Here is a 17,368-nt window from a genome sequence, read left to right on the forward strand (position 1 = left end):
TACCCCCGCGGGTATCATTAACCCAGAAGGTCGCCGGCGCATTCCTCGCCCCTCGGCGCCGTACGCCCGGCGGTCGCCGTTCTATTACCTGGGAGGTTCCATGACTACGGTCCGGCATCATCAGGTGGTCATCGTCGGCGGTGGCACCGCCGGTATCAGCGTGGCCGCGCGGCTACGTCGCCAGGGCGTCACCGACATCGCCCTGGTCGAGCCGTCCGAGCACCACTACTACCAGCCGCTGTGGACCCTGGTGGGAAGCGGCCTCGTCAAGGCGGGCGAAACCGTACGGCCGCAAGGCAAGCTCATCGCCAAGGGCGTGACCTGGATCCGGGACCGGGCGGCTGGCGTCGACCCGGACAACCGGACCGTCACGCTCGCCAGCGGCGACACGGTCGCCTACGACCAGCTCGTCATGGCCCCCGGGCTGCAGCTCGACTTCGACGCCGTGCCCGGCCTGGCCGAATCGCTCGGGCGGAACGGGGTGTCGAGCAACTACCGGTACGACCTCGCACCACGCACCTGGGAGTTCATCCGGAAGGTGCGCGGCGGCACGGCGATCTTCACCATGCCAACCGGGCCGATCAAGTGCGGCGGCGCCCCCCAGAAGATCGCCTACCTGGCCGCAGACTGGTGGCGCCGCCAGGGGCTGCTGGACACGACCCGGATCATCATGGTGCTGCCCACACCGACCATATTCAGCCAGCCGGACTGGGCGAAGGCACTGGAAAGGATCGTCGCGGACTACGGCATCGAGGTCCGGTACGAGTCCCAGCTGGTCGAGGTCGACGGCGACAGCCGGCGCGCGGTCATCCTCGACAACAAGTCCGGCACCAAGGAGACGATCGACTACGACCTGCTGCACGCCGTACCGCCACAGAGCGCGCCGGACTGGCTCAAGGACAGCGCCCTCGCCGATCCCGCCAGCCCTTTCGGCTACCTGGCGGTCGACCAGTACACCCTCCAGGGCACCCGCTGGCCGGACGTCTTCGCGCTCGGTGACGTGGCGAGCCTGCCCACCTCCAAGACCGGAGCTGCCATTCGCAAGCAGGCGCCGGTGGTGGTGGCCAACATGCTCGCCGCGCGCCGGAGCAAGCCGCTGCCGGCCCGCTACGACGGCTACACCTCCTGCCCGCTGGTCACCGCCCACAACCGGATGCTGCTGGCCGAGTTCGACTACCGGCTCAAGCCGAAGCCCAGCTTCCCGTTCATCGACACGATGAAGCCGCGCTACGACATGTGGCTGCTCAAGCGCTACGGGCTTCCGGCGCTGTACTGGCACGGCATGCTGCGCGGCCGTGCCTGACTGGCCCGGCACGGCTTTGCCAAATCACCCACGCCGGTCGTTCGCGGCCGGCACCATCTCAAGTGAGGGAGAGCAGAGCATGAGCTACGCGATGACCATCCGGCTGCCCGCCGGGTTCACCCCGACCGTCGAACGGGTCCGGGCCACGCTGAAGGACCAGGGCTTCGGGGTGCTGACCGAGATCGACATGCGGTCAACGCTGCGCGAGAAGCTCGGGGTCGACATGGAGGAGTACGTCATCCTGGGCGCCTGCAACCCGCCCCTGGCGCACCGCGCCATGGAGGCCGACCGAAACATCGGCCTGCTCCTGCCGTGCAACGTCGTGGTCCGCGCCGACGGTCCGGACGCCACCCTGGTGCAGGCGCTCGATCCGCAGGTGATGGTGCAGCTCAGCGACGCGGCCGAACTGCGGGCGGTCGCTGACGAGGCGACCCGGCGACTGCGCGCGGCGCTGAACGCGCTCTCGGGATGAGATGCGGCAGGGGGTGCGCTCGCCCGCACCCCCTGCGCCGTCGCTCCGTCAGCGGCTGACGGCCTGCCCGGAGATCTTGGCCCGTACCTCGTCCATGTCGAGGTCACGAACCGCCTGGATCACCTGCTCCAGCGCGCGGGCCGGCAGCGCACCCGGCTGGGAGAAGACCAGTATGCCGTCCCGGAAGGCCATCAGCGTCGGGATGGACCGGACCTGGGCTGCCGCGGCGAGGTTGTGCTCCGCCTCGGTGTCCACCTTGCCGAACACAATGTCCTGGTGCTTCTCGCTGGTCTGTTCGAAGACCGGCGCGAAGCTGCGGCAGGGGCCGCACCAGCTCGCCCAGAAGTCGACCAGCACAATCCCGTTCCGGGTCACGGTCTCCTCGAAGTCCGCACCGGTCAGCGCCACGCTCGCCATGTCCAACCTCCGCATCTCGGGAATGCTCTCGCCCAGGTCAACATACCCCCCTGGGTATTTATTTCCCCTGGTCGTATCGCTCACACCCATGCCACACGGATGCCGGATCGACCCAGGCGCGCTATGGTCACCTATACCCCCCTGGGTATAAGGATCGGAGGATGAGATGCGGGAGGTGAACCTGACAGACTTCGCCGCCGCGCACGCCGACGGTGCTGCGGTGGTGGACGTCCGGGAACCGTTCGAGTACGTCGAGGGTCACGTGCCCGGTGCCCGCTCGGTGCCGCTGGCGCAGTTGCCCGCGGTGGTCGGGGACCTTCCCCGCAACCGCCCGGTCTACGTCATCTGCGCCAGCGGCAACCGCAGCCTGGCCGCGGCGCAGTTCCTGGCCCGCGGCGGCATCGACGCCCGGTCGGTCGCCGGCGGCACCGGCGCGTGGGCGCGTAGCGGTCGCGCCGTCGTGAAGGGCGCGAACGCGTGAAGCTCGGGCGACTGCTGAAGAAGGTCTTCCGAAAGTCCTACGCCTCCGTCGGGCCGGAGGAGGCGGCGGCGCTGGTCGCCGGGGGCGGGCTGCTGCTCGACGTTCGGGAGCCAGCCGAGTGGCGCGCCGGCCACGCGCCCCGGGCCCGGCACATCCCGCTCGGCCAGCTCGCTGGCCGTGTCAGGGAGGTGCCGGCCGACCGCCCGGTGATCACCGTGTGCCGGTCGGGGGCGCGCTCGCGGCAGGCAGCCGCGCTGCTCGCCCACGGCCACAACGAGATCTACAACCTGACCGGCGGGATGCGGGCCTGGGGCCAGGCCGGAATGGCACTCCAGGCCAAGGGTGGGCGGCCCGGACGCCTGACCTGAGGGCCTCGCCTGGCGGGCCGCAGCCCGCTGCGAAGGTCCCGAGGATCCGGGACCTTCGGCCTGGTGGATACCCCCCGGGGTATGAGCTATCGTGATTACATCGCTGGCCATCACTGCAAAGGAGTGCAACACCATGCTGTTCACCCAGTACTACCTGGACTGCCTGTCCCAGGCGTCGTACCTGATCGCCGACGAGAGCACCGGGCGGGCCGTGCTCGTCGACCCCCGCCGGGACATCGACGAGTACCTGACCGACGCGCGGGCCCACGGCCTCACCATCGAGGGCGTCATCAACACCCACTTCCACGCGGACTTCCTCGCCGGGCACCTCGAGGTCGCGGCGGCCACCGGCGCGTGGATCGGCTACGGCCACCGGGCCGAGACCGAGTACCCGAGCCGCAAGCTCCACGACGGCGAGCGGATCAGCCTCGGTGACGTAACCCTGGAGATCATGGAAACGCCGGGCCACACTCCGGAGTCCATCAGCATCCTCGTATATGGGCACGCCGACGACACCGTGCCGTACGGCGTGATGACCGGCGACGCCCTCTTCATCGGCGACGTCGGCCGGCCGGACCTGCTCGCCTCGCTCGGCGTCACCGCCGACGAACTGGGCCGAATGCTCTACGACAGCGTGCAGCGCAAGCTCATGGGCCTGCCCGACGAGGTCCGCGTCTTCCCGGCCCACGGGGCGGGCTCGGCCTGCGGCAAGAACCTCTCCACCGAGCGGCAGTCCACCATCGGCGAGCAACGCCGCACCAACTACGCCTGCGCGCCGATGAGCGAGGAGCAGTTCCTCGCCCTGGTCACCGGCGGGCAGCCTTCCGCGCCCGGCTACTTCGCCTTCGACGCGGTACTCAACCGCAAGGCCCGCGAGCTGTTCGACCACACCAGGGCGCCGCGGCCGCTCAACGCCGCGGAGTTCGCCGAAGCCCGTGCCGAGGGCGCGGTCGTGGTGGACGCCCGCGACCCGCAGGAGTTCGGCACGGCCCACGTGCGGGGGTCCATCAACATCCCCGCCGACGGCCGGTTCGCCGAGACCGCCGGCAGCGTGATCGCGCCGGACCGCAAGGTCCTCGTGGTCGCCCCGCAGGACCGGGAGGAGGAGATCGTCGTGCGCCTCGCCCGGATCGGCTTCGACCACGTCGTCGGCTACCTCCGCGAGCCCGAAGGCGCGTTCCTCGAGATGGCCGCGGACATGAGCCGCGCGAGCCGGCTGACCGCCACGGAACTGCGCGACGCGCTGGACCGGCCCAAGGCACCGGTCGTGCTCGACGTCCGCAACGTCGGCGAGCGTGAGCAGGGCGCCGTCGACGGCTCCCTGCACATCCCGCTGGCCGAGCTGCCCCGCCGCCTCGACGAGGTGCCAGCCGATCGGCCCGTCGTCGTGCACTGCGCGGGCGGGTACCGCTCCTCGGTCGCGGCGAGCCTGCTCCGCAACGCCGGCCGGCCGGACGTCTCCGACCTGCTCGGCGGCTACGGCGCCTGGCAGACGATGCTCGACACCGCCGCTGCCTGAGCTAAGCGGGGGATATCGCAGCAGCGGGTGACCGCAGGCTGGGCCCGCGGTCACCCGCCCCCTGCGTCGCCCGTGGCGACCACCGGGGCGCTTACTGAAATCGCTGTTCGCAGCGATCTCGTCGCGACGACAAGTAACCAGCGTCCAGCGTCGGCTCACCAGCCTCCGGATCCCGCAATACCGCTTATGGCGTTACAACCGACCCCACCGCCGCACAGTGCCCGGCCGGGCCCGCTTCCAGACCCTGCCGACGCCCGGCGAATAGAGCCCCCAGGAGAGGAACACCGATGACGAGGGGCAAGGACCTGCTGGACCGGCAGCTGGAGCACTGGCAGAGCACCTTCGTGGCCAACCCGCAGATGTACGGCACGGATCCCAGCGCGTCGGGTGTCTACGCGATCGACCTCTTCAGGCACGAAGGATTGACCGACGTGCTCGAACTCGGTGCAGGACAGGGACGAGACACCCTCGCTCTCCTACGGGCTGGATTCAATGTCACGGCACTGGACTACGCCTCCGACGCCCTGGCCGAACTGGACCAAGCCGCGACGGCGTCAGGTCACGGGACACAGCTGACGACCACGGCGCACGACGTCCGCCAGACGTTGCCCGTGCCGGACACCAGCGTTGATGCGGTCTACAGTCACATGCTGTTCAACATGGCCCTGACCACGCCAGAGCTCGACCACCTCACCGCAGAGGTAGCGCGTGTGCTACGCCCCGGCGGGCTGCACGTCTACACCGTCCGGCACACGGGCGACGCCCACTACGGTGCCGGAACCGCCCATGGCGACGACATGTACGAGAACGGCGGCTTCATCGTCCACTTCTTCAACCGCGCCCTGGTCGACCGTCTCACGCTGGGCTGCACACTGCTCGATGTGACCGAGTTCGAGGAGGGCGGCCTACCCCGCCGCTTATGGAGGATCACCCTGCGCCGACGGGAAGCCCCGCAGTGAGCAGGGGTTCCCTCTGCTCCACAGGCATGCAGGGATCACCCCACCGTCACCGTCGGACAACCCCATGGTTCGCGGGGGTATCGAAGCGCAGCTGATGCCGACGGTCGACGACGGGCTAGGCAAAGCCGCCCACCTGCTCGACATCGGTGACGGCCGAGCCCTTGCGGTCGACGCGCCGCGGGACCTACGGGCGCTGCGCTCGGCGCCGGCGGCGACGTGGCGACTAGCTCAGGAGGACGTATGAGCACCTCGGTACTTCGGCTGGGTCTGCGGGCCAACGCCGCGCAGTTCACCCTGCTCGTCGCGGTCAACGCCCTCGTCGGCGGGCTGCTCGGCTCCGAACGCACCGTCCTGCCCCTGCTCGCCGAGCAGGAATTCCACCTCGCCGCCTACACCGCGGCGCTGACCTACATCCTCGCCTTCGGCGCCACCAAAGCCGTCACCAACTTCTTCGCCGGCACCCTGTCCGACCGCTACGGCCGCAAACCGGTCCTGATCGCCGGCTGGCTCGCCGGCATCCCCGTACCCCTGATGATCATCTGGGCGCCGTCCTGGGGCTGGGTCGTCGCCGCGAACGTCCTGCTCGGAATCAGCCAGGGCCTAGCCTGGTCCACCACCGTCATCATGAAGATCGACCTCGCCGGCCCCGCCCGGCGAGGACTGGCCATGGGTCTCAACGAGGCCGCCGGCTACCTCGCCGTGGCCACGACCGCCCTGGTCACCGGATGGCTCGCCGCCGAACACGGGCTGCGGCCAGCGCCATTCCTGCTCGCCCTCGCCTACGCCGGCCTCGGCCTCGGCCTGTCCCTGGCCTTCGTACGCGAGACCCGCGGTCACGCCCGACTGGAAGCCACGACCCACACCACCGGCAACGCCGAGCATCATTACGGGCTGTCCACCGGCCGCGTCGCCGCGCTGGCATCCTGGCGCGAACCGGCGCTCTCCTCGGCCAGCCAGGCAGGCATGGTCAACAACCTCAACGACGGCCTCGCCTGGGGCCTGTTCCCGCTGCTGTTCGCCACCTCCGGACTGCCCCTGACCCGGATCGGCATCCTCGCCGCTCTCTACCCCGCCGTGTGGGGGCTCGGGCAGCTCGTCACCGGACAGGCATCCGACCGCTACGGCCGTAAACCGTTCATCGTCGCCGGGATGCTCGCCCAGGCCGTTGCACTGGCCTGGATCGCTCTCGCCGACGGCTTCGCCGGCTGGGCCGCCGCTGCGATGCTGCTCGGTGCCGGCACCGCCGCCGTCTACCCCACCCTGCTCGCCGCGGTCGGCGACGTCGCCCACCCCGCCTGGCGGGCCCGCGCCGTCGGCGTCTACCGGCTGTGGCGCGACGGCGGCTTCGCCGTCGGCGCCCTGCTCGCCGGAGCCGTCGCCGACCTCGCCGGCATCCGCGCCGCGATCTGGGTCGTCGCCGCGCTCACCGCCGCCTCCGGCCTCCTCGCTTGGGTGCGGATGTACGAGACCCACCCGCAGGCGGCTCGGCGCTGACCGGACCGCCCAGTGTGCGGATCAGAAGACAAGGCCGACGGCGAGCCTCTTGGCGCAGCTGGGCCGGGCGAGCCAGAGGTCGCCGGACTGCTGGCGTTGATCCGGCTGCACAGGCCCTACCGCCGGCCGGTTCGACCCCCTGGTCGACTCGTCCTGCTCCGCCACCAGGACCGCTCCCGGTGGAACCGCGGCGGCATCAGCGCAGCGATCGGCTGCTACGCCACATCAGCCACTATCAGTGGAGATTCCGACTCCGCGAAGCGCGCTAGAGCAGCCGGCTGGCGGACCCGCGGTGGACCTCCAGAGGGACCTGCCGGTCGGGCAGGCGTCAGCGTCGGGGATGCCGGCCGGCTCTGTCGGGCGTGCCCGTCCGACGGAACGCGCCTTCGCTACCGCGCCGCCTCGACGCCCTGGAACGCCAGGTCGAGCAGGAGCGTTAGGTGCGACGCGACGTCCGCCGCCCGACCCTCAGCCCAGTCGCGCATGGCGGCCTCGAAGGTCCGCGCGATGTGTGCGGTGATCAGCGCCGGCGGGATGTCGGTGCGGACGACGCGAGCCGCCGCACCCTCCTCGATCATGCGTTCCACCACCCCTAGGACGGGCGGGCGGGCTCCCTGGCCCAGCAGGCTGGCATGCCGGATGGGCAGGGTGTAGACGAATCTGGCGAGCTGTTCGTTGGCCACCATGCGGGTCGCCGCGTCGGCGAGGAGACCTCGGATGCGAGGTAGCGCGTCGGCGGGCGGCCCCGGTGGCGCGGCCACCGGCTCCCGGCCCAGCAGTCGGGCGAAGAGTTCGGCGAGGATCTCCTCGCGCTCAGAGAAGTGCTTGTAGAAGGTGGCGCGGGAGACGCCGGCCGCCTTTGCGATGTCCTCCACCCGTACGCCCACGTAGCCGCGTTCGACGAACAGCCGCAGCGCGGTGTCCAGCAGCCGGTCGCGGGCCCGTTCGCGCAGGTCGGCACCGACGCGGCCGAAGCCGGGTGGGCGTACGGCCATGTCGCTCTCCTCCAAGCCGGTCGCGCGGTCCGGAGCACGCCGTGACGGTCAACTGACCACAAATCTACGCCAGGCGCATCCCCTGATCCCCCACGGCCCCGGCGGGCAGGACTGCTGCTTGAACACGTGTGTATCGTTTGTCTAGACACGTGTCTCGTTCCGGACATCAATCCCCTCGGGGATGTGGGCTTGTGCCCGCACCCCGTCCCGTTCAGGAGGTTCAGCCTTGCTTGCTGCACTCGGTCGGTTCTCGGTACGACACCGATGGCTGGTGGTGATCACCTGGGCCGTACTGCTGCTCGGCGCCGTGGCAGCCGGCCATCAGTACGGCGGTTCGTTCACGAACGACCTCACCCTCTCGAACACCGATTCGCAGGCGGCGTACGACACGCTGCGGGAGCGGTTCCCCGACATGTCGGGGGACGGCATGCAGGTCGTCATCCACAGCGACGACGGCGTGACCTCGCCCGAGGTCCGGGGCGCGGTCGACGCCACGCTGTCGGAGGTGCGCGCGGATCCCGACGTTGCCGCCGCGCAGTCCCCGTACGGTCCCGGCCAGCGCCTGGTCTCCGACGACGGCCGCACCGCGATCGCCACCGTGCGGTTCACCGAACGCGCCAAGGACATCCCGGAGGGCGCGGTGGAGCAGGCGCAGGCGTCGTTCGACCCGCTGCGGGACATGGGTTTGGAGGTCGAGTACGGCGGCCCGGCGGTGCAGACGGAGTCCGGCCCCTCGGGTAGCGAGGTCTACGGGCTCATTGCCGCAGTCGTCGTCCTGCTGGTCGCGTTCGGGTCGCTCTTCGCCATGGTGGTGCCGATCGTCACGGCACTGATGGCGCTGGGCCTCGGCCTGGCGGTGATCGAACTGCTCACCAACTGGGTGACGATCGGCACCTCCGGTCCGGTGGTCGCAGCCATGATCGGGCTCGGCGTGGGCATCGACTATGCACTGCTGGTCGTCACCCGCCACCGGGAAGGGCTCGCCCAGGGCCACGATCCGGCCGAGTCCATCGAGCGGGCGATGAAGACGGCCGGGCGTGCCGTCCTCGTGGCCGGGGCCACGGTGATCGTCGCGATCCTCAGCCTCTACCTGATCGGCATCCCGTTCGTCTCCGCTCTCGGGCTGGCCAGCGCCGTCACCGTGGCGGCCACGCTGCTCGCGGCGGTGACACTGCTGCCCGCCCTGCTCGGGATCTTCGGCAGCAGGCTGGACCGGTTGCGGGTCCGGCGGATCCGCTTCGACCACGGCGGCGGCCGGGAAGGCGGCTGGCACCGCTGGGCGCGCGGGGTGCAGCGCTGGCGTTGGCTGGCGGTGCCGCTGGCCGCCGCGCTCCTCGTCGTGCTCGCTCTCCCGCTGGCCTCCCTGCGGCTCGGCACCGGCGACGGTGGCTCCCAGCCGACGGAGTCCACTCAGCGAAAGGCGTACGACCTGGTGGCCGAGGACTTCGGTGCGGGCATGACGGGCCCGCTGCTGGTGACGGTCGGCTACCCCTCTGGCACCTCACCGCAGCAGGTCCAGCAGGCCAGTGGCGACCTGCGCGCCGACGTGGTGGCGACCGACGGCGTAGCGCAGGTATCGCCGCCGCGCATCGACCCCCAGGGTCGGACCGCGGTGTTGACCGTGGTGCCCACCGGCTCGCCGGACGACGAGTCCACCGAGCAACTGGTGCACCGGTTGCGCAGCGACGTGCTGCCGGGAGCCGCGGAGGGGGCCGAGACCCACGTCGGCGGGGCGACGGCGACGAGCATCGACCTGGCCGACAAGCTCGACGGGCGGATGATCTGGTTCATGCTGCTCGTGGTCGGTCTGGCCTTCCTGGTCCTGCTGGTCGAGTTCCGCTCCCTGCTGGTCCCGCTCGTCGCGGTGGTGATGAACCTGCTCGCCGTCGGCGCCGCGTACGGCCCGGTGGTGGCGGTCTTCCAGTGGGGCTGGTGGCCCGCCGAACTCATCGGCGCCCAGCCCGGCCCGGTCGAGTCGTTCGCCCCAGTGATGCTCTTCGCTGTTCTCTTCGGCCTCTCCACCGACTATGCGGTGTTCCTGCTCAGCCGGGTGCACGAGGAGTACAAGCGGACCGGCGACGCGCGGCGTTCCGTCGTCAACGGCATCGGCGCCACCTCGCGGGTGATCCTCGCGGCGGCGTCGGTGATGGTCGTCGTCTTCGCCAGCTTCGTCCTCAACGACCAGCGGACGGTTAACCTGTTCGGGTTCGGGCTGGCAACCGCGATCGCGATGTACGCCCTCGTCGCCATGCTCGTGCTGACCCCGGCGTTGCTCGTCATCCTCGGCCGGGCCGCCTGGTGGATGCCGGGCCGGAAACGTCGGCGGGCCGCCGGTGCTGCGGAGTCCTCGGCAGCGGAGCCGGCCGAGCCCGGACCTGAGGCCGTCACTCCCACGGCATCGCAGGCGTCGGTCGCGGAGAAGGGTGCACGCCGGTGGTGATCCGGGTCAGCACGACGAGGTCGCCGTCCCCCGCGACCGGTAGTGGTTCACCAGCCGGGGGCGAGCGCGAGGTGCGGTACGAGTACCGCGTCGACGGTCGCTACACCATCGAGCTGGACGTCCCCGGAATTCCGATGCACCTGCCCTCGGCGGTGAAGAACAGGGCGTTCACGGTCCGCGTCATCTGCGACCCGAGCGGGTTACGCGGTTCGCACGAGCGGGCGGGCCAGCCGGCGATTCTTCCCATTACCGATGGGTCGGGTTCCACTTCCTGACGGCAGCGGCACGACCTGCGCAGCCCCTGCCGGGCCCGGCCGCGTTGCGGCCGGGCCCGCTCGGGTCATCGGGGCACGGGCGCCTGTTCCGGGTGGACGGCGAGCTGCGACCAGACCGACTCGACCGTGTCACCGGCACCGGCCACGTACCGGTCCGGCCGGACCAGGACCACCGGCGGTACCGTCCCGGAACCGTCAACGAGCGCCCCTCCGTCCAGAAACACCACCGGGAGACCGGCCCACCGCGGAGCGTACGGGTCCGGGGGCGCCTCGCCGGGACGCTGCCGCACGACCCAGGTGTGCCGGGTGGGGTCCAGGTCCTGGTAGAGCCGGCCACCGGTGCGCAGTTCCGGGTTGGGCATGCGGCGACCGGCGACGGCCGAGGCGACGGCCGGGCTCACCAGCGGACTTCCCGGATAGGCGATTTCCAGCATCCCGACCGCCCGCCCGAGCCGCGCCTGCACCGCGGGGCGGGAGATGATCCGGGGCACGATCGGGCCGAGCAACGCCCGGAGAAGACCACTACGGGCGGTCAGCGCACCGGTCGCCCGCGCGGTACCGCGGACCATCGCCCGGGCGACCGGACGCCGTTCGGCCTCATAACTGTCTAGGAGTTTCTCCGTCCGCATGACCCCGGCGCGCCGTGCTACTCCCAGCTTCCAGAGCAGGTTGTGGGCGTCCTGCACGCCGGTGTTCAGGCCCTGGCCGCCGACAGGGCTGTGCACGTGCGCGGCATCGCCGGCCAGGAACACTCTTCCCCGCCGGTAATGGTCGGCGAGGCCGTGGCTCAGGTTGAACTGCGACTGCCAGACCACGTCGTGGCTGCCGAACTCGATCCCGGACCGCCGCCGGATCAGCGCGTCGAGGAATGCGGCGTCGATGGTGATCGGCGAATCCGGCGACGGCGTCGGTACGTGCGCGATGATCCGCCACCGACGCGGTTCCGGCATCGGGACGATGAGCAGCAGGCCGTCGGGACCAAGAAAGACGTGACCCTCGTCTTCGGTCAGGTCGGCGTTGGTCTTGACGTCGGCCAGGATGAACGTCGCCCTGGCATCTGCCCGGTCGAGGTGCAGGCCGATCTGCTCGCGCACCCGGCTGCGGCCGCCGTCACAGCCGACCACCCAGCGCGAGCGCACTACGTCCTCGCCGCCGTCGGCCCGCTCCAGTCGTGCCTGGACGTGATCGCCTTCGTCGCGGAGTCCATCGAGCGAAATCTCCCACTCCACCGCGCCGCCCAGCTTGTTGAGGTGCGCTTCGAGGATGCGCTCCGTGGCGTACTGCGGGATGGACAGCCAGAACGGGTAGGCGGTGTCACCCCAGGGCAGCTCGATCAGATCGACGCGCACCGCGCGACGGCGACGGCCCGCATGGATGTTCAAGGCGGCGAATCGTTGCCCTTCGGCGACGATGGCCTCGGCCACGCCCATGGTCTCGAACACCTCGAGCGTGCGGGCGTGGGCGACGAGCGCCTTGGAGAAGGTCGAGCGGTACGGCTTGCGGTCGATGATCCGGACGCTGAGTCCGTGCCGGATCGCCTCGCAGGCTGCCGTCAGACCGGTGGGGCCCGCGCCGACGACCAGCACGTCGACGTCGATGTGCCCTGCCGTGCCCGCCGACCCGGACGGTTCGGTGTCGCGAGCGAGGTCCACATGCGGTTCGTTTTCCGGTCGGAATGACAACGCGACCCTCCCAGGGTGCCAGTAACAGATCCTCGCGGCTTGATCGGCCCAGCCCGAACTCTCGTAAGCAGGACGGCGTCCGCCAGCGCCAACGGTAACGAAGTGAGACATGAGAGTCTAGTTTTGGTCCCTGTCGCCGTGTTGGCCCCGAGAGCTGTTCCCGCGACAAAAAGGACGAAACGCCGGCCCGGACGTCTCGCGTGGGGCGGTGGCCCCACGGGCGGAACGGCAGGTCACCCGTTCACACTCCGCCCGATCGATCGCCCCTAGCGGGACGCGACGCGTTGCAGCCAGGCGGTCAGGGACGCGCCGTGATACCGCTGGTGAGAGTGCCGAAGACGAGATCCGCCACCCGGCTGTCGTCGAACCCCCTACCGGCGGACGCGCGAACTCCCGCGACGAGCATCGACGCCATCGCGGTCACCACCCACTCCGGCGGCAGGTCCGACCGGATCAGCCCCGCCTCCTGCCCGCGCCGGACCACCGCCTTCAGCGGGGCGAGCACCTCGGCGCGTTGCTGCAGGAACGTCGCATCCAGGTCAGCGCCTTCCAGCAGCAGGGCGCGGAAGCGCACGCCGAGGGAGGCAAGCGCCTCGACCGCCCGGCGCAACCCCTCCAGCGCCGTACCCTCGTCCAGACGGGACCCGGCGATCGCGTCGGCGGCGCGTACCAGCGCCTCCGCGCGCATCGCCGCGAGCAGCTCCTGCCGGCTGCTGAAGTGCCGGTAGAGCGTCGCGCGAGCGAGGCCGGCGGCCTGCGCCACCTGGGCCATCGACGCACCGGGGCTGCGCGCGAGAGCGTCCGCGGCAGCCTCCAACAACGTCCTACGGTTACGCTCCGCGTCGCTACGGGACATCGGTGGGGGTTCGGCCGGCACCTGTCCTTACTAGCAGAGATCGTGCTCGCGACTAGCAGAGGTCGTGCTCGCGGCGGGACCGCGTCCGCCCGGCCGGCCGCTGGCGCCGCTCGGCCTTCCGGCTACCGCGGCCGGGACGGCAGCTCACCGGTCAGGTACTGCTGGAGGGTCGCGCCGACGGCGCAGATCACGATGTCGGCCGGCGCCGCCGCCATGGGCTCCAGCTCGAGCACGTACCGCGTGATCGCGAGACCGGACAGCTGCGAGGCGACGAACGCGACCCGTAGCGGCGCCTCGGCCGGATCGAGCCCGGTCCTGCTGAGCACCGCATCGACCACGCCGGGAAAGACAGCCTCCCGGACCAGCCCTGCGATCTGGTCCGCAGTCACCGCCGTGCGCAGCAACGCGCTGGCATTCGCACCCGCGCCCCCCTCCCACAGTCGGAGGAATTCGGCGACGATCCGCTCCCCCAGCCTGTCGACGCCACCCGTGAGCAGTTGCGCGAGGATCCGGTCCGGATCGACCTCACTGCGCAGGACGGTGAGGAAGAGCTGCTCCTTGGTGCCGAAATAGTGATGCACCAACGCAGGATCCACCGCGGCGGCCAAGGCAATCTGCCGGATGGTGACCCCGGCGTAGCCGCGCGCGGCGAAGGCATCCCGCGCTGCGGCCAGGATCGCCCCGCGCGTGCCCGATCCAGCCGGGCGCCTACCGGTTCGTGCCATCGATCCTCCCGCCCTTCGCCGGGCTCACGTCCCGGAGGCGGTCTCATGCTGTCAGAACGTGTCCCGGACCGCCCGGGTGCCTCGCCAGCCGGACAGCACTTTGCCAGGCGAGCCCGGGGACAGCCTGATCATTTCCAGCTCGCCGACGGTCGGTGCCGGACCTGGTCCTGCCGCACCCTGACGCGCGGCTTGGCGCAGGGCCCCTGACCGCCGGGCCACCCCAGAAGCTAGACACGTCTGTCGCATTTCATCTAGAGTTTGGCTGGCGCCCCAGCGGTCGCCGCTCGCGCCGTATCCGCCGGTTCTCGAATCGGCCGCGTCACGTGGGTTCGCTCTGAGGGCGTCTCGTTCCGCTATCCCGGCGGCTCGCTGCCCGCCGGCGTCTGAAGGGTTGGAGGCTCATGTTCGACACCGTTGCCGGCCTGCCGATGCACCCGTTGGTCGTGCACGCCGCGGTGGTCGTCGTGCCGGCTGCCGCGCTGGTCGTCGGTCTGGCTGGGGTGTGGCCCACGTTCCGCGCCCGAGCCGCTCCGCTCGCGCTCGCGCTGAGCGCGCTGGCGCTGGGCCTGGTGCCGGTGACCGTACGCTCCGGCGACGTCCTGCGCGGGCGTCTCGCCGCGAGCGAACTGATCGACCGGCACCGCGACCTCGGCGCCGGCCTGCTGCCCTGGGTGATCGCGCTCGTGCTCGCCGCCGCGGCGACCGTCTGGCTGCGCCGCCGGGAGACGGTCCGGGCACGTCCGGCCGGACCGGACGGTGGGTCGGACGGTTCGCGCGGGTCGGCACCCAGCCCCGCACGCGCACCCCGCCTGGTGTCGGTCGTGGTGGCCGTCCTGGCCGTGACCACCGCCGCAGGCGCTGTCGCGTCAGTTGTCCGCATCGGCCACAGCGGCGCGGAGGCGGCGTGGTCCGATGTGGCGGCGACGACCGCAGGGCCCGCCAACCCGAGGTGAGGAGGCCAGAGATGACCGTCGCATCCGCGAACCGGCACGATTCCGAGCCGGCCGTGCGCGTCGACCGCGACGTGCTCGTGGTCGGCGCCGGGCACCACCGCGGCGTGCAGAGCGAGCCGGCACGGGCTGACCGTATGGATCGTCGACTTCAGCGCGATCCCGTCCACGTTCTTCAAGACGCTGGCCGCACACGCCCACACCCTCAAGGTCTTCGACACCATGGGCGTGGCCGGTGCGATTCGCGCCGAAGGCGGATCCAGGACCCGTTGGCTCGCTGGCGCTACCAGGTCCCCGCCCTTGCCTCACCGTCACCGACGTACCACCGCTCGACGGCCAGCCCTGACGCCAACCAACACCGCCACCCAGACAGAGCGACCTGACGGTGGCCCGCTCGCCGAGGAGCGGGCCACGGTCAGGTCAAGGATCAGTTGTAGCGGTGGCCGAGCCGGAGGATCGAGTCGTTCTGCCAGCACCACGAGGCGATCTGCCGCTGCTTAACGCGGGTCAGCTCATAGCCGAAGCCCTGCTCGGTCAGCTCGGGCACGACGGAGATCCGCACGTCCTCGTCCTCGAAGGGCAGCAGGGCGTAGGCCGACACCCGGCCGCGCGTGAGGACGGTGAACAGCGGGCTGGGGCGCGATGGTCTGGAACTGGAAGTTGCCCTGACCGTCAGGCTGGATACGCAGGGCGCTGCTGCGCCACGATCCGGCGGGACTCACCCACTATCTGCGGGAGGACGCCCTCACCGACCCGCTCGACACCTCGCTGGCCTCCGCCTTCGCGCCGGACCGCATCGAACGAACGATCAGCGCCATGGCTAACGCCCAGACCACTGATGATCTACCCACCCTCGGCACCGCAGCCCGGGCAACCATCGCCGACTGCGACGCCAGCTTGAGCGCTACCGAGCAGCCCTCGACGCCGGAGCCGACCCGGCGGTGGCTACCGGCTGGATCACCCAAACCCAGGCGGAACGGACACGCGCCGAAGCCGATCTCCACGCCACACACACCGAACAAGAGCTCACAGCGGATGAGCCGAACAGAGATCACCAACCTGGTACAAGCGCTCGGCGACACACGCGCGCTTCCGCGAATTCGGCGCCTTGTGATCAAACAATGACGGATTTGTGATCCGTGGTGCGAGGGTCACGTCGTCAGAGGTCGAACGGTGCAGCTACCTGGGAGGTTCGTCACGGTGTTGCCGCAGCTGAAGAGCGTGGCGTGGGAACGCTCCGGGATGGACATCCAGGTTGTGTACGATTTGCGGGAATCATTCGTCATCGCCGATCCCGACGGGATCGTCGAGAGGCTGCTCGGGCTGCTCCGCACGGGGGGGCGCAGTCCGGAGGAGCTGGCTCGCGACCTGTCCGATCGGTGCGGCCGCGACGTGCCGGTCGGCGACGTGATGGCCGCGCTGGAGGCACTCGACGGGCAGGGCCTGCTTGAGGACGGCGCACGGCTCGGACGGCTGGGCGAGAAGGCCACCGGCCGCTACTACTCCAACGTAGCGTTCTTCGAGTCGTTCGCCACGCTCGCGCGCAGTAGCGAGGACCTGCAGCTGCAGCTGCGCCGCTCGCACGTCCTCGTGCTGGGGACGGGCGGGCTCAACTCGAACACCATCCCGCATCTGTGTGGTCTTGGTGTCGGCCGGCTCACGCTCACCGACCGGGACGCCGTCGAGCCCCGCAACTTCGCTCGGCAGTACCTCTACCGATGGAGCGACGTTGGCCGGAGCAAGGTGGAGACCGCCGCCGCGTGGGTGCGGGGATTCGACCCGAGCGTCGAGGTCGATGCGGTCGAAGCGAGCATCAACGGCCCCTCGGACGTCCTCAGGCTGATCGACCAGGCGCGCCCGGACGTGGTCATGTCCGGCGTGGACAGCCCCGACAACGTCGACGACTGGGTGGACGAGGCCTGCGTGGCGCGAGGTGTGCCGTACGTACGTGCCGGGATTTGGGTCACCCAGGGAGTCGTCTGGTCGGTCGATCCGGGCCACAGCGCTTGCCGCGGTTGCATGCGGATCGCGGCGGACCGTGACCGCAGGGAGGCAAGCGGCGACGCTGCCATCGCGCTCACCGGGATGAAGCTCTTCCGCACCAAGCCCCGGACCAACCGCGGAATTGGCCCCGTGGCCGGGCTGCTCGGTTCCCTGGCGGCCTTCGAGGTACTCCGCTACCTCACCCGCTTCGAGCCGCCCGCGTACGCCGGCAACCCTCTTGAGATCGACTTCGCTGCGGGCTGCGCCATGCGGACGAACGCCTGGGAGCGCCAGGCCGAGTGCGCTTGCGCGAGCCCCCATATCAGCAGCCGGCCGCCCACCCTGGCGTACGTGGCCGGTTGACTGCCCCGACGACGTATGAAAGGAGGCGACCATGAAGATCGAGATCCGCCGCGTCGAGAGCGTCCGGCTCACCGCGAACACCCCGG

The 17,368-nt window shown here is 70.6% G+C and carries 17 protein-coding genes and 1 pseudogene; 12 read left to right on the top strand and 6 right to left on the bottom strand.

Annotation, left to right across the window (positions count from 1 at the left end; all coding sequences use genetic code 11):
* The first annotated feature begins 100 nt into the window (after nt 1–100).
* On the top strand, nt 101–1,303 hold the full coding sequence (locus KBX37_RS09885) for an FAD/NAD(P)-binding oxidoreductase (RefSeq protein ID WP_210775591.1): 1,203 nt from the start codon (nt 101–103) through the stop codon (nt 1,301–1,303).
* 79 nt (nt 1,304–1,382) lie between these two features.
* Nucleotides 1,383–1,775 carry a DUF302 domain-containing protein gene (locus KBX37_RS09890; RefSeq protein ID WP_210775592.1) on the top strand — a complete coding sequence of 131 codons (393 nt, stop codon included), beginning with the start codon at nt 1,383–1,385 and terminating at the stop codon, nt 1,773–1,775.
* A gap of 48 nt (nt 1,776–1,823) precedes the next feature.
* Here the strand turns inward: KBX37_RS09890 and trxA are convergent, their stop codons facing one another.
* Nucleotides 1,824–2,192 (bottom strand): thioredoxin, encoded by a 369-nt coding sequence (gene trxA / locus KBX37_RS09895; protein ID WP_210775615.1) that lies wholly within the window; start codon nt 2,190–2,192, stop codon nt 1,824–1,826.
* A gap of 166 nt (nt 2,193–2,358) precedes the next feature.
* Between trxA and KBX37_RS09900 the strand changes: the two genes are divergently transcribed.
* From KBX37_RS09900 to KBX37_RS35595, 6 genes and pseudogenes are all read left to right on the top strand, one after another.
* Nucleotides 2,359–2,673 (top strand): rhodanese-like domain-containing protein, encoded by a 315-nt coding sequence (locus KBX37_RS09900; protein WP_210775593.1) that lies wholly within the window; start codon nt 2,359–2,361, stop codon nt 2,671–2,673.
* A 14-nt stretch (nt 2,674–2,687) separates the two neighbouring features.
* Nucleotides 2,688–3,041: a rhodanese-like domain-containing protein gene (locus tag KBX37_RS09905; RefSeq protein WP_210775616.1), complete on the top strand. Its 354-nt coding sequence runs from the start codon at nt 2,688–2,690 to the stop codon at nt 3,039–3,041.
* A gap of 133 nt (nt 3,042–3,174) precedes the next feature.
* Nucleotides 3,175–4,560, top strand: a complete 1,386-nt coding sequence (locus tag KBX37_RS09910) for a rhodanese-like domain-containing protein (RefSeq protein ID WP_210775594.1) — start codon at nt 3,175–3,177, stop codon at nt 4,558–4,560.
* 287 nt (nt 4,561–4,847) lie between these two features.
* A complete protein-coding gene (locus KBX37_RS09915; protein ID WP_210775595.1) occupies nt 4,848–5,519 on the top strand; it encodes a class I SAM-dependent methyltransferase in 672 nt (223 codons plus the stop codon).
* Between the two features lie 240 nt (nt 5,520–5,759).
* A complete protein-coding gene (locus KBX37_RS09920) occupies nt 5,760–7,013 on the top strand; it encodes an MFS transporter (protein ID WP_210775596.1) in 1,254 nt (417 codons plus the stop codon).
* A gap of 12 nt (nt 7,014–7,025) precedes the next feature.
* Nucleotides 7,026–7,211, top strand: a pseudogene (locus tag KBX37_RS35595) (DUF6596 domain-containing protein); the annotation flags it as partial.
* Between the two features lie 191 nt (nt 7,212–7,402).
* On the opposite strand, the gene KBX37_RS09925 reads toward KBX37_RS35595, so the two are convergent.
* Nucleotides 7,403–8,008 carry a TetR/AcrR family transcriptional regulator gene (locus KBX37_RS09925; RefSeq protein WP_210775597.1) on the bottom strand — a complete coding sequence of 202 codons (606 nt, stop codon included), beginning with the start codon at nt 8,006–8,008 and terminating at the stop codon, nt 7,403–7,405.
* 271 nt (nt 8,009–8,279) lie between these two features.
* On the opposite strand from KBX37_RS09925, the gene KBX37_RS09930 reads away from it, so the two are divergent.
* Together KBX37_RS09930 and KBX37_RS09935 are read left to right on the top strand one after the other, a co-directional pair.
* Nucleotides 8,280–10,448: an MMPL family transporter gene (locus KBX37_RS09930; protein ID WP_210775598.1), complete on the top strand. Its 2,169-nt coding sequence runs from the start codon at nt 8,280–8,282 to the stop codon at nt 10,446–10,448.
* A complete protein-coding gene (locus tag KBX37_RS09935) occupies nt 10,442–10,723 on the top strand; it encodes a hypothetical protein (protein ID WP_210775599.1) in 282 nt (93 codons plus the stop codon). The genes KBX37_RS09930 and KBX37_RS09935 overlap by 7 nt, the downstream gene beginning before the upstream one ends.
* A 65-nt stretch (nt 10,724–10,788) precedes the next feature.
* Here KBX37_RS09935 and KBX37_RS09940 read toward each other — a convergent pair whose 3' ends face one another.
* The 3 genes from KBX37_RS09940 to KBX37_RS09950 all read right to left on the bottom strand — a co-directional run bounded on the left by KBX37_RS09940 (nt 10,789) and on the right by KBX37_RS09950 (nt 13,986).
* The gene (locus tag KBX37_RS09940; protein ID WP_210775600.1) at nt 10,789–12,375 is read right to left on the bottom strand and encodes an FAD-dependent monooxygenase; all 1,587 of its coding nucleotides are present in this window, start codon (nt 12,373–12,375) and stop codon (nt 10,789–10,791) included.
* A 328-nt stretch (nt 12,376–12,703) separates the two neighbouring features.
* Complete coding sequence (locus KBX37_RS09945; protein WP_256440242.1) at nt 12,704–13,261, bottom strand: TetR/AcrR family transcriptional regulator; 558 nt, start codon at nt 13,259–13,261, stop codon at nt 12,704–12,706.
* A gap of 122 nt (nt 13,262–13,383) precedes the next feature.
* Complete coding sequence (locus KBX37_RS09950) at nt 13,384–13,986, bottom strand: TetR family transcriptional regulator (RefSeq protein WP_210775602.1); 603 nt, start codon at nt 13,984–13,986, stop codon at nt 13,384–13,386.
* Nucleotides 13,987–14,387: 401 nt separating this feature from the next.
* Between KBX37_RS09950 and KBX37_RS09955 the strand changes: the two genes are divergently transcribed.
* The gene (locus KBX37_RS09955; protein ID WP_210775603.1) at nt 14,388–14,939 is read left to right on the top strand and encodes a DUF2231 domain-containing protein; all 552 of its coding nucleotides are present in this window, start codon (nt 14,388–14,390) and stop codon (nt 14,937–14,939) included.
* A gap of 424 nt (nt 14,940–15,363) precedes the next feature.
* Here the strand turns inward: KBX37_RS09955 and KBX37_RS09960 are convergent, their stop codons facing one another.
* Nucleotides 15,364–15,537: a hypothetical protein gene (locus tag KBX37_RS09960; protein WP_210775604.1), complete on the bottom strand. Its 174-nt coding sequence runs from the start codon at nt 15,535–15,537 to the stop codon at nt 15,364–15,366.
* Nucleotides 15,538–16,136: 599 nt separating this feature from the next.
* Between KBX37_RS09960 and KBX37_RS09965 the strand changes: the two genes are divergently transcribed.
* Nucleotides 16,137–17,282, top strand: coding sequence for a ThiF family adenylyltransferase (locus tag KBX37_RS09965; protein ID WP_210775605.1), 1,146 nt, complete (start codon nt 16,137–16,139; stop codon nt 17,280–17,282).
* Nucleotides 17,283–17,368 lie beyond the last annotated feature (86 nt).

This window comes from Micromonospora sp. U56, from assembly GCF_018070095.1.
GTDB classification, from domain to species: Bacteria; Actinomycetota; Actinomycetes; order Mycobacteriales; family Micromonosporaceae; genus Micromonospora; species Micromonospora purpureochromogenes.

Excerpts from the sequence above, each read along its gene's own strand:
- KBX37_RS09885 (WP_210775591.1), top strand. The coding sequence starts at position 101 with ATGACTACGGTCCGGCATCATCAGGTGGTCATCGTCGGCGGTGGCACC.
- KBX37_RS09890 (WP_210775592.1), top strand. The coding sequence starts at position 1,383 with ATGAGCTACGCGATGACCATCCGGCTGCCCGCCGGGTTCACCCCGACC.
- trxA (WP_210775615.1), bottom strand. The coding sequence starts at position 2,192 with ATGGCGAGCGTGGCGCTGACCGGTGCGGACTTCGAGGAGACCGTGACC.
- KBX37_RS09900 (WP_210775593.1), top strand. The coding sequence starts at position 2,359 with ATGCGGGAGGTGAACCTGACAGACTTCGCCGCCGCGCACGCCGACGGT.
- KBX37_RS09910 (WP_210775594.1), top strand. The coding sequence starts at position 3,175 with ATGCTGTTCACCCAGTACTACCTGGACTGCCTGTCCCAGGCGTCGTAC.
- KBX37_RS09915 (WP_210775595.1), top strand. The coding sequence starts at position 4,848 with ATGACGAGGGGCAAGGACCTGCTGGACCGGCAGCTGGAGCACTGGCAG.
- KBX37_RS09920 (WP_210775596.1), top strand. The coding sequence starts at position 5,760 with ATGAGCACCTCGGTACTTCGGCTGGGTCTGCGGGCCAACGCCGCGCAG.
- KBX37_RS09925 (WP_210775597.1), bottom strand. The coding sequence starts at position 8,008 with ATGGCCGTACGCCCACCCGGCTTCGGCCGCGTCGGTGCCGACCTGCGC.
- KBX37_RS09945 (WP_256440242.1), bottom strand. The coding sequence starts at position 13,261 with ATGTCCCGTAGCGACGCGGAGCGTAACCGTAGGACGTTGTTGGAGGCT.
- KBX37_RS09950 (WP_210775602.1), bottom strand. The coding sequence starts at position 13,986 with ATGGCACGAACCGGTAGGCGCCCGGCTGGATCGGGCACGCGCGGGGCG.
- KBX37_RS09955 (WP_210775603.1), top strand. The coding sequence starts at position 14,388 with ATGTTCGACACCGTTGCCGGCCTGCCGATGCACCCGTTGGTCGTGCAC.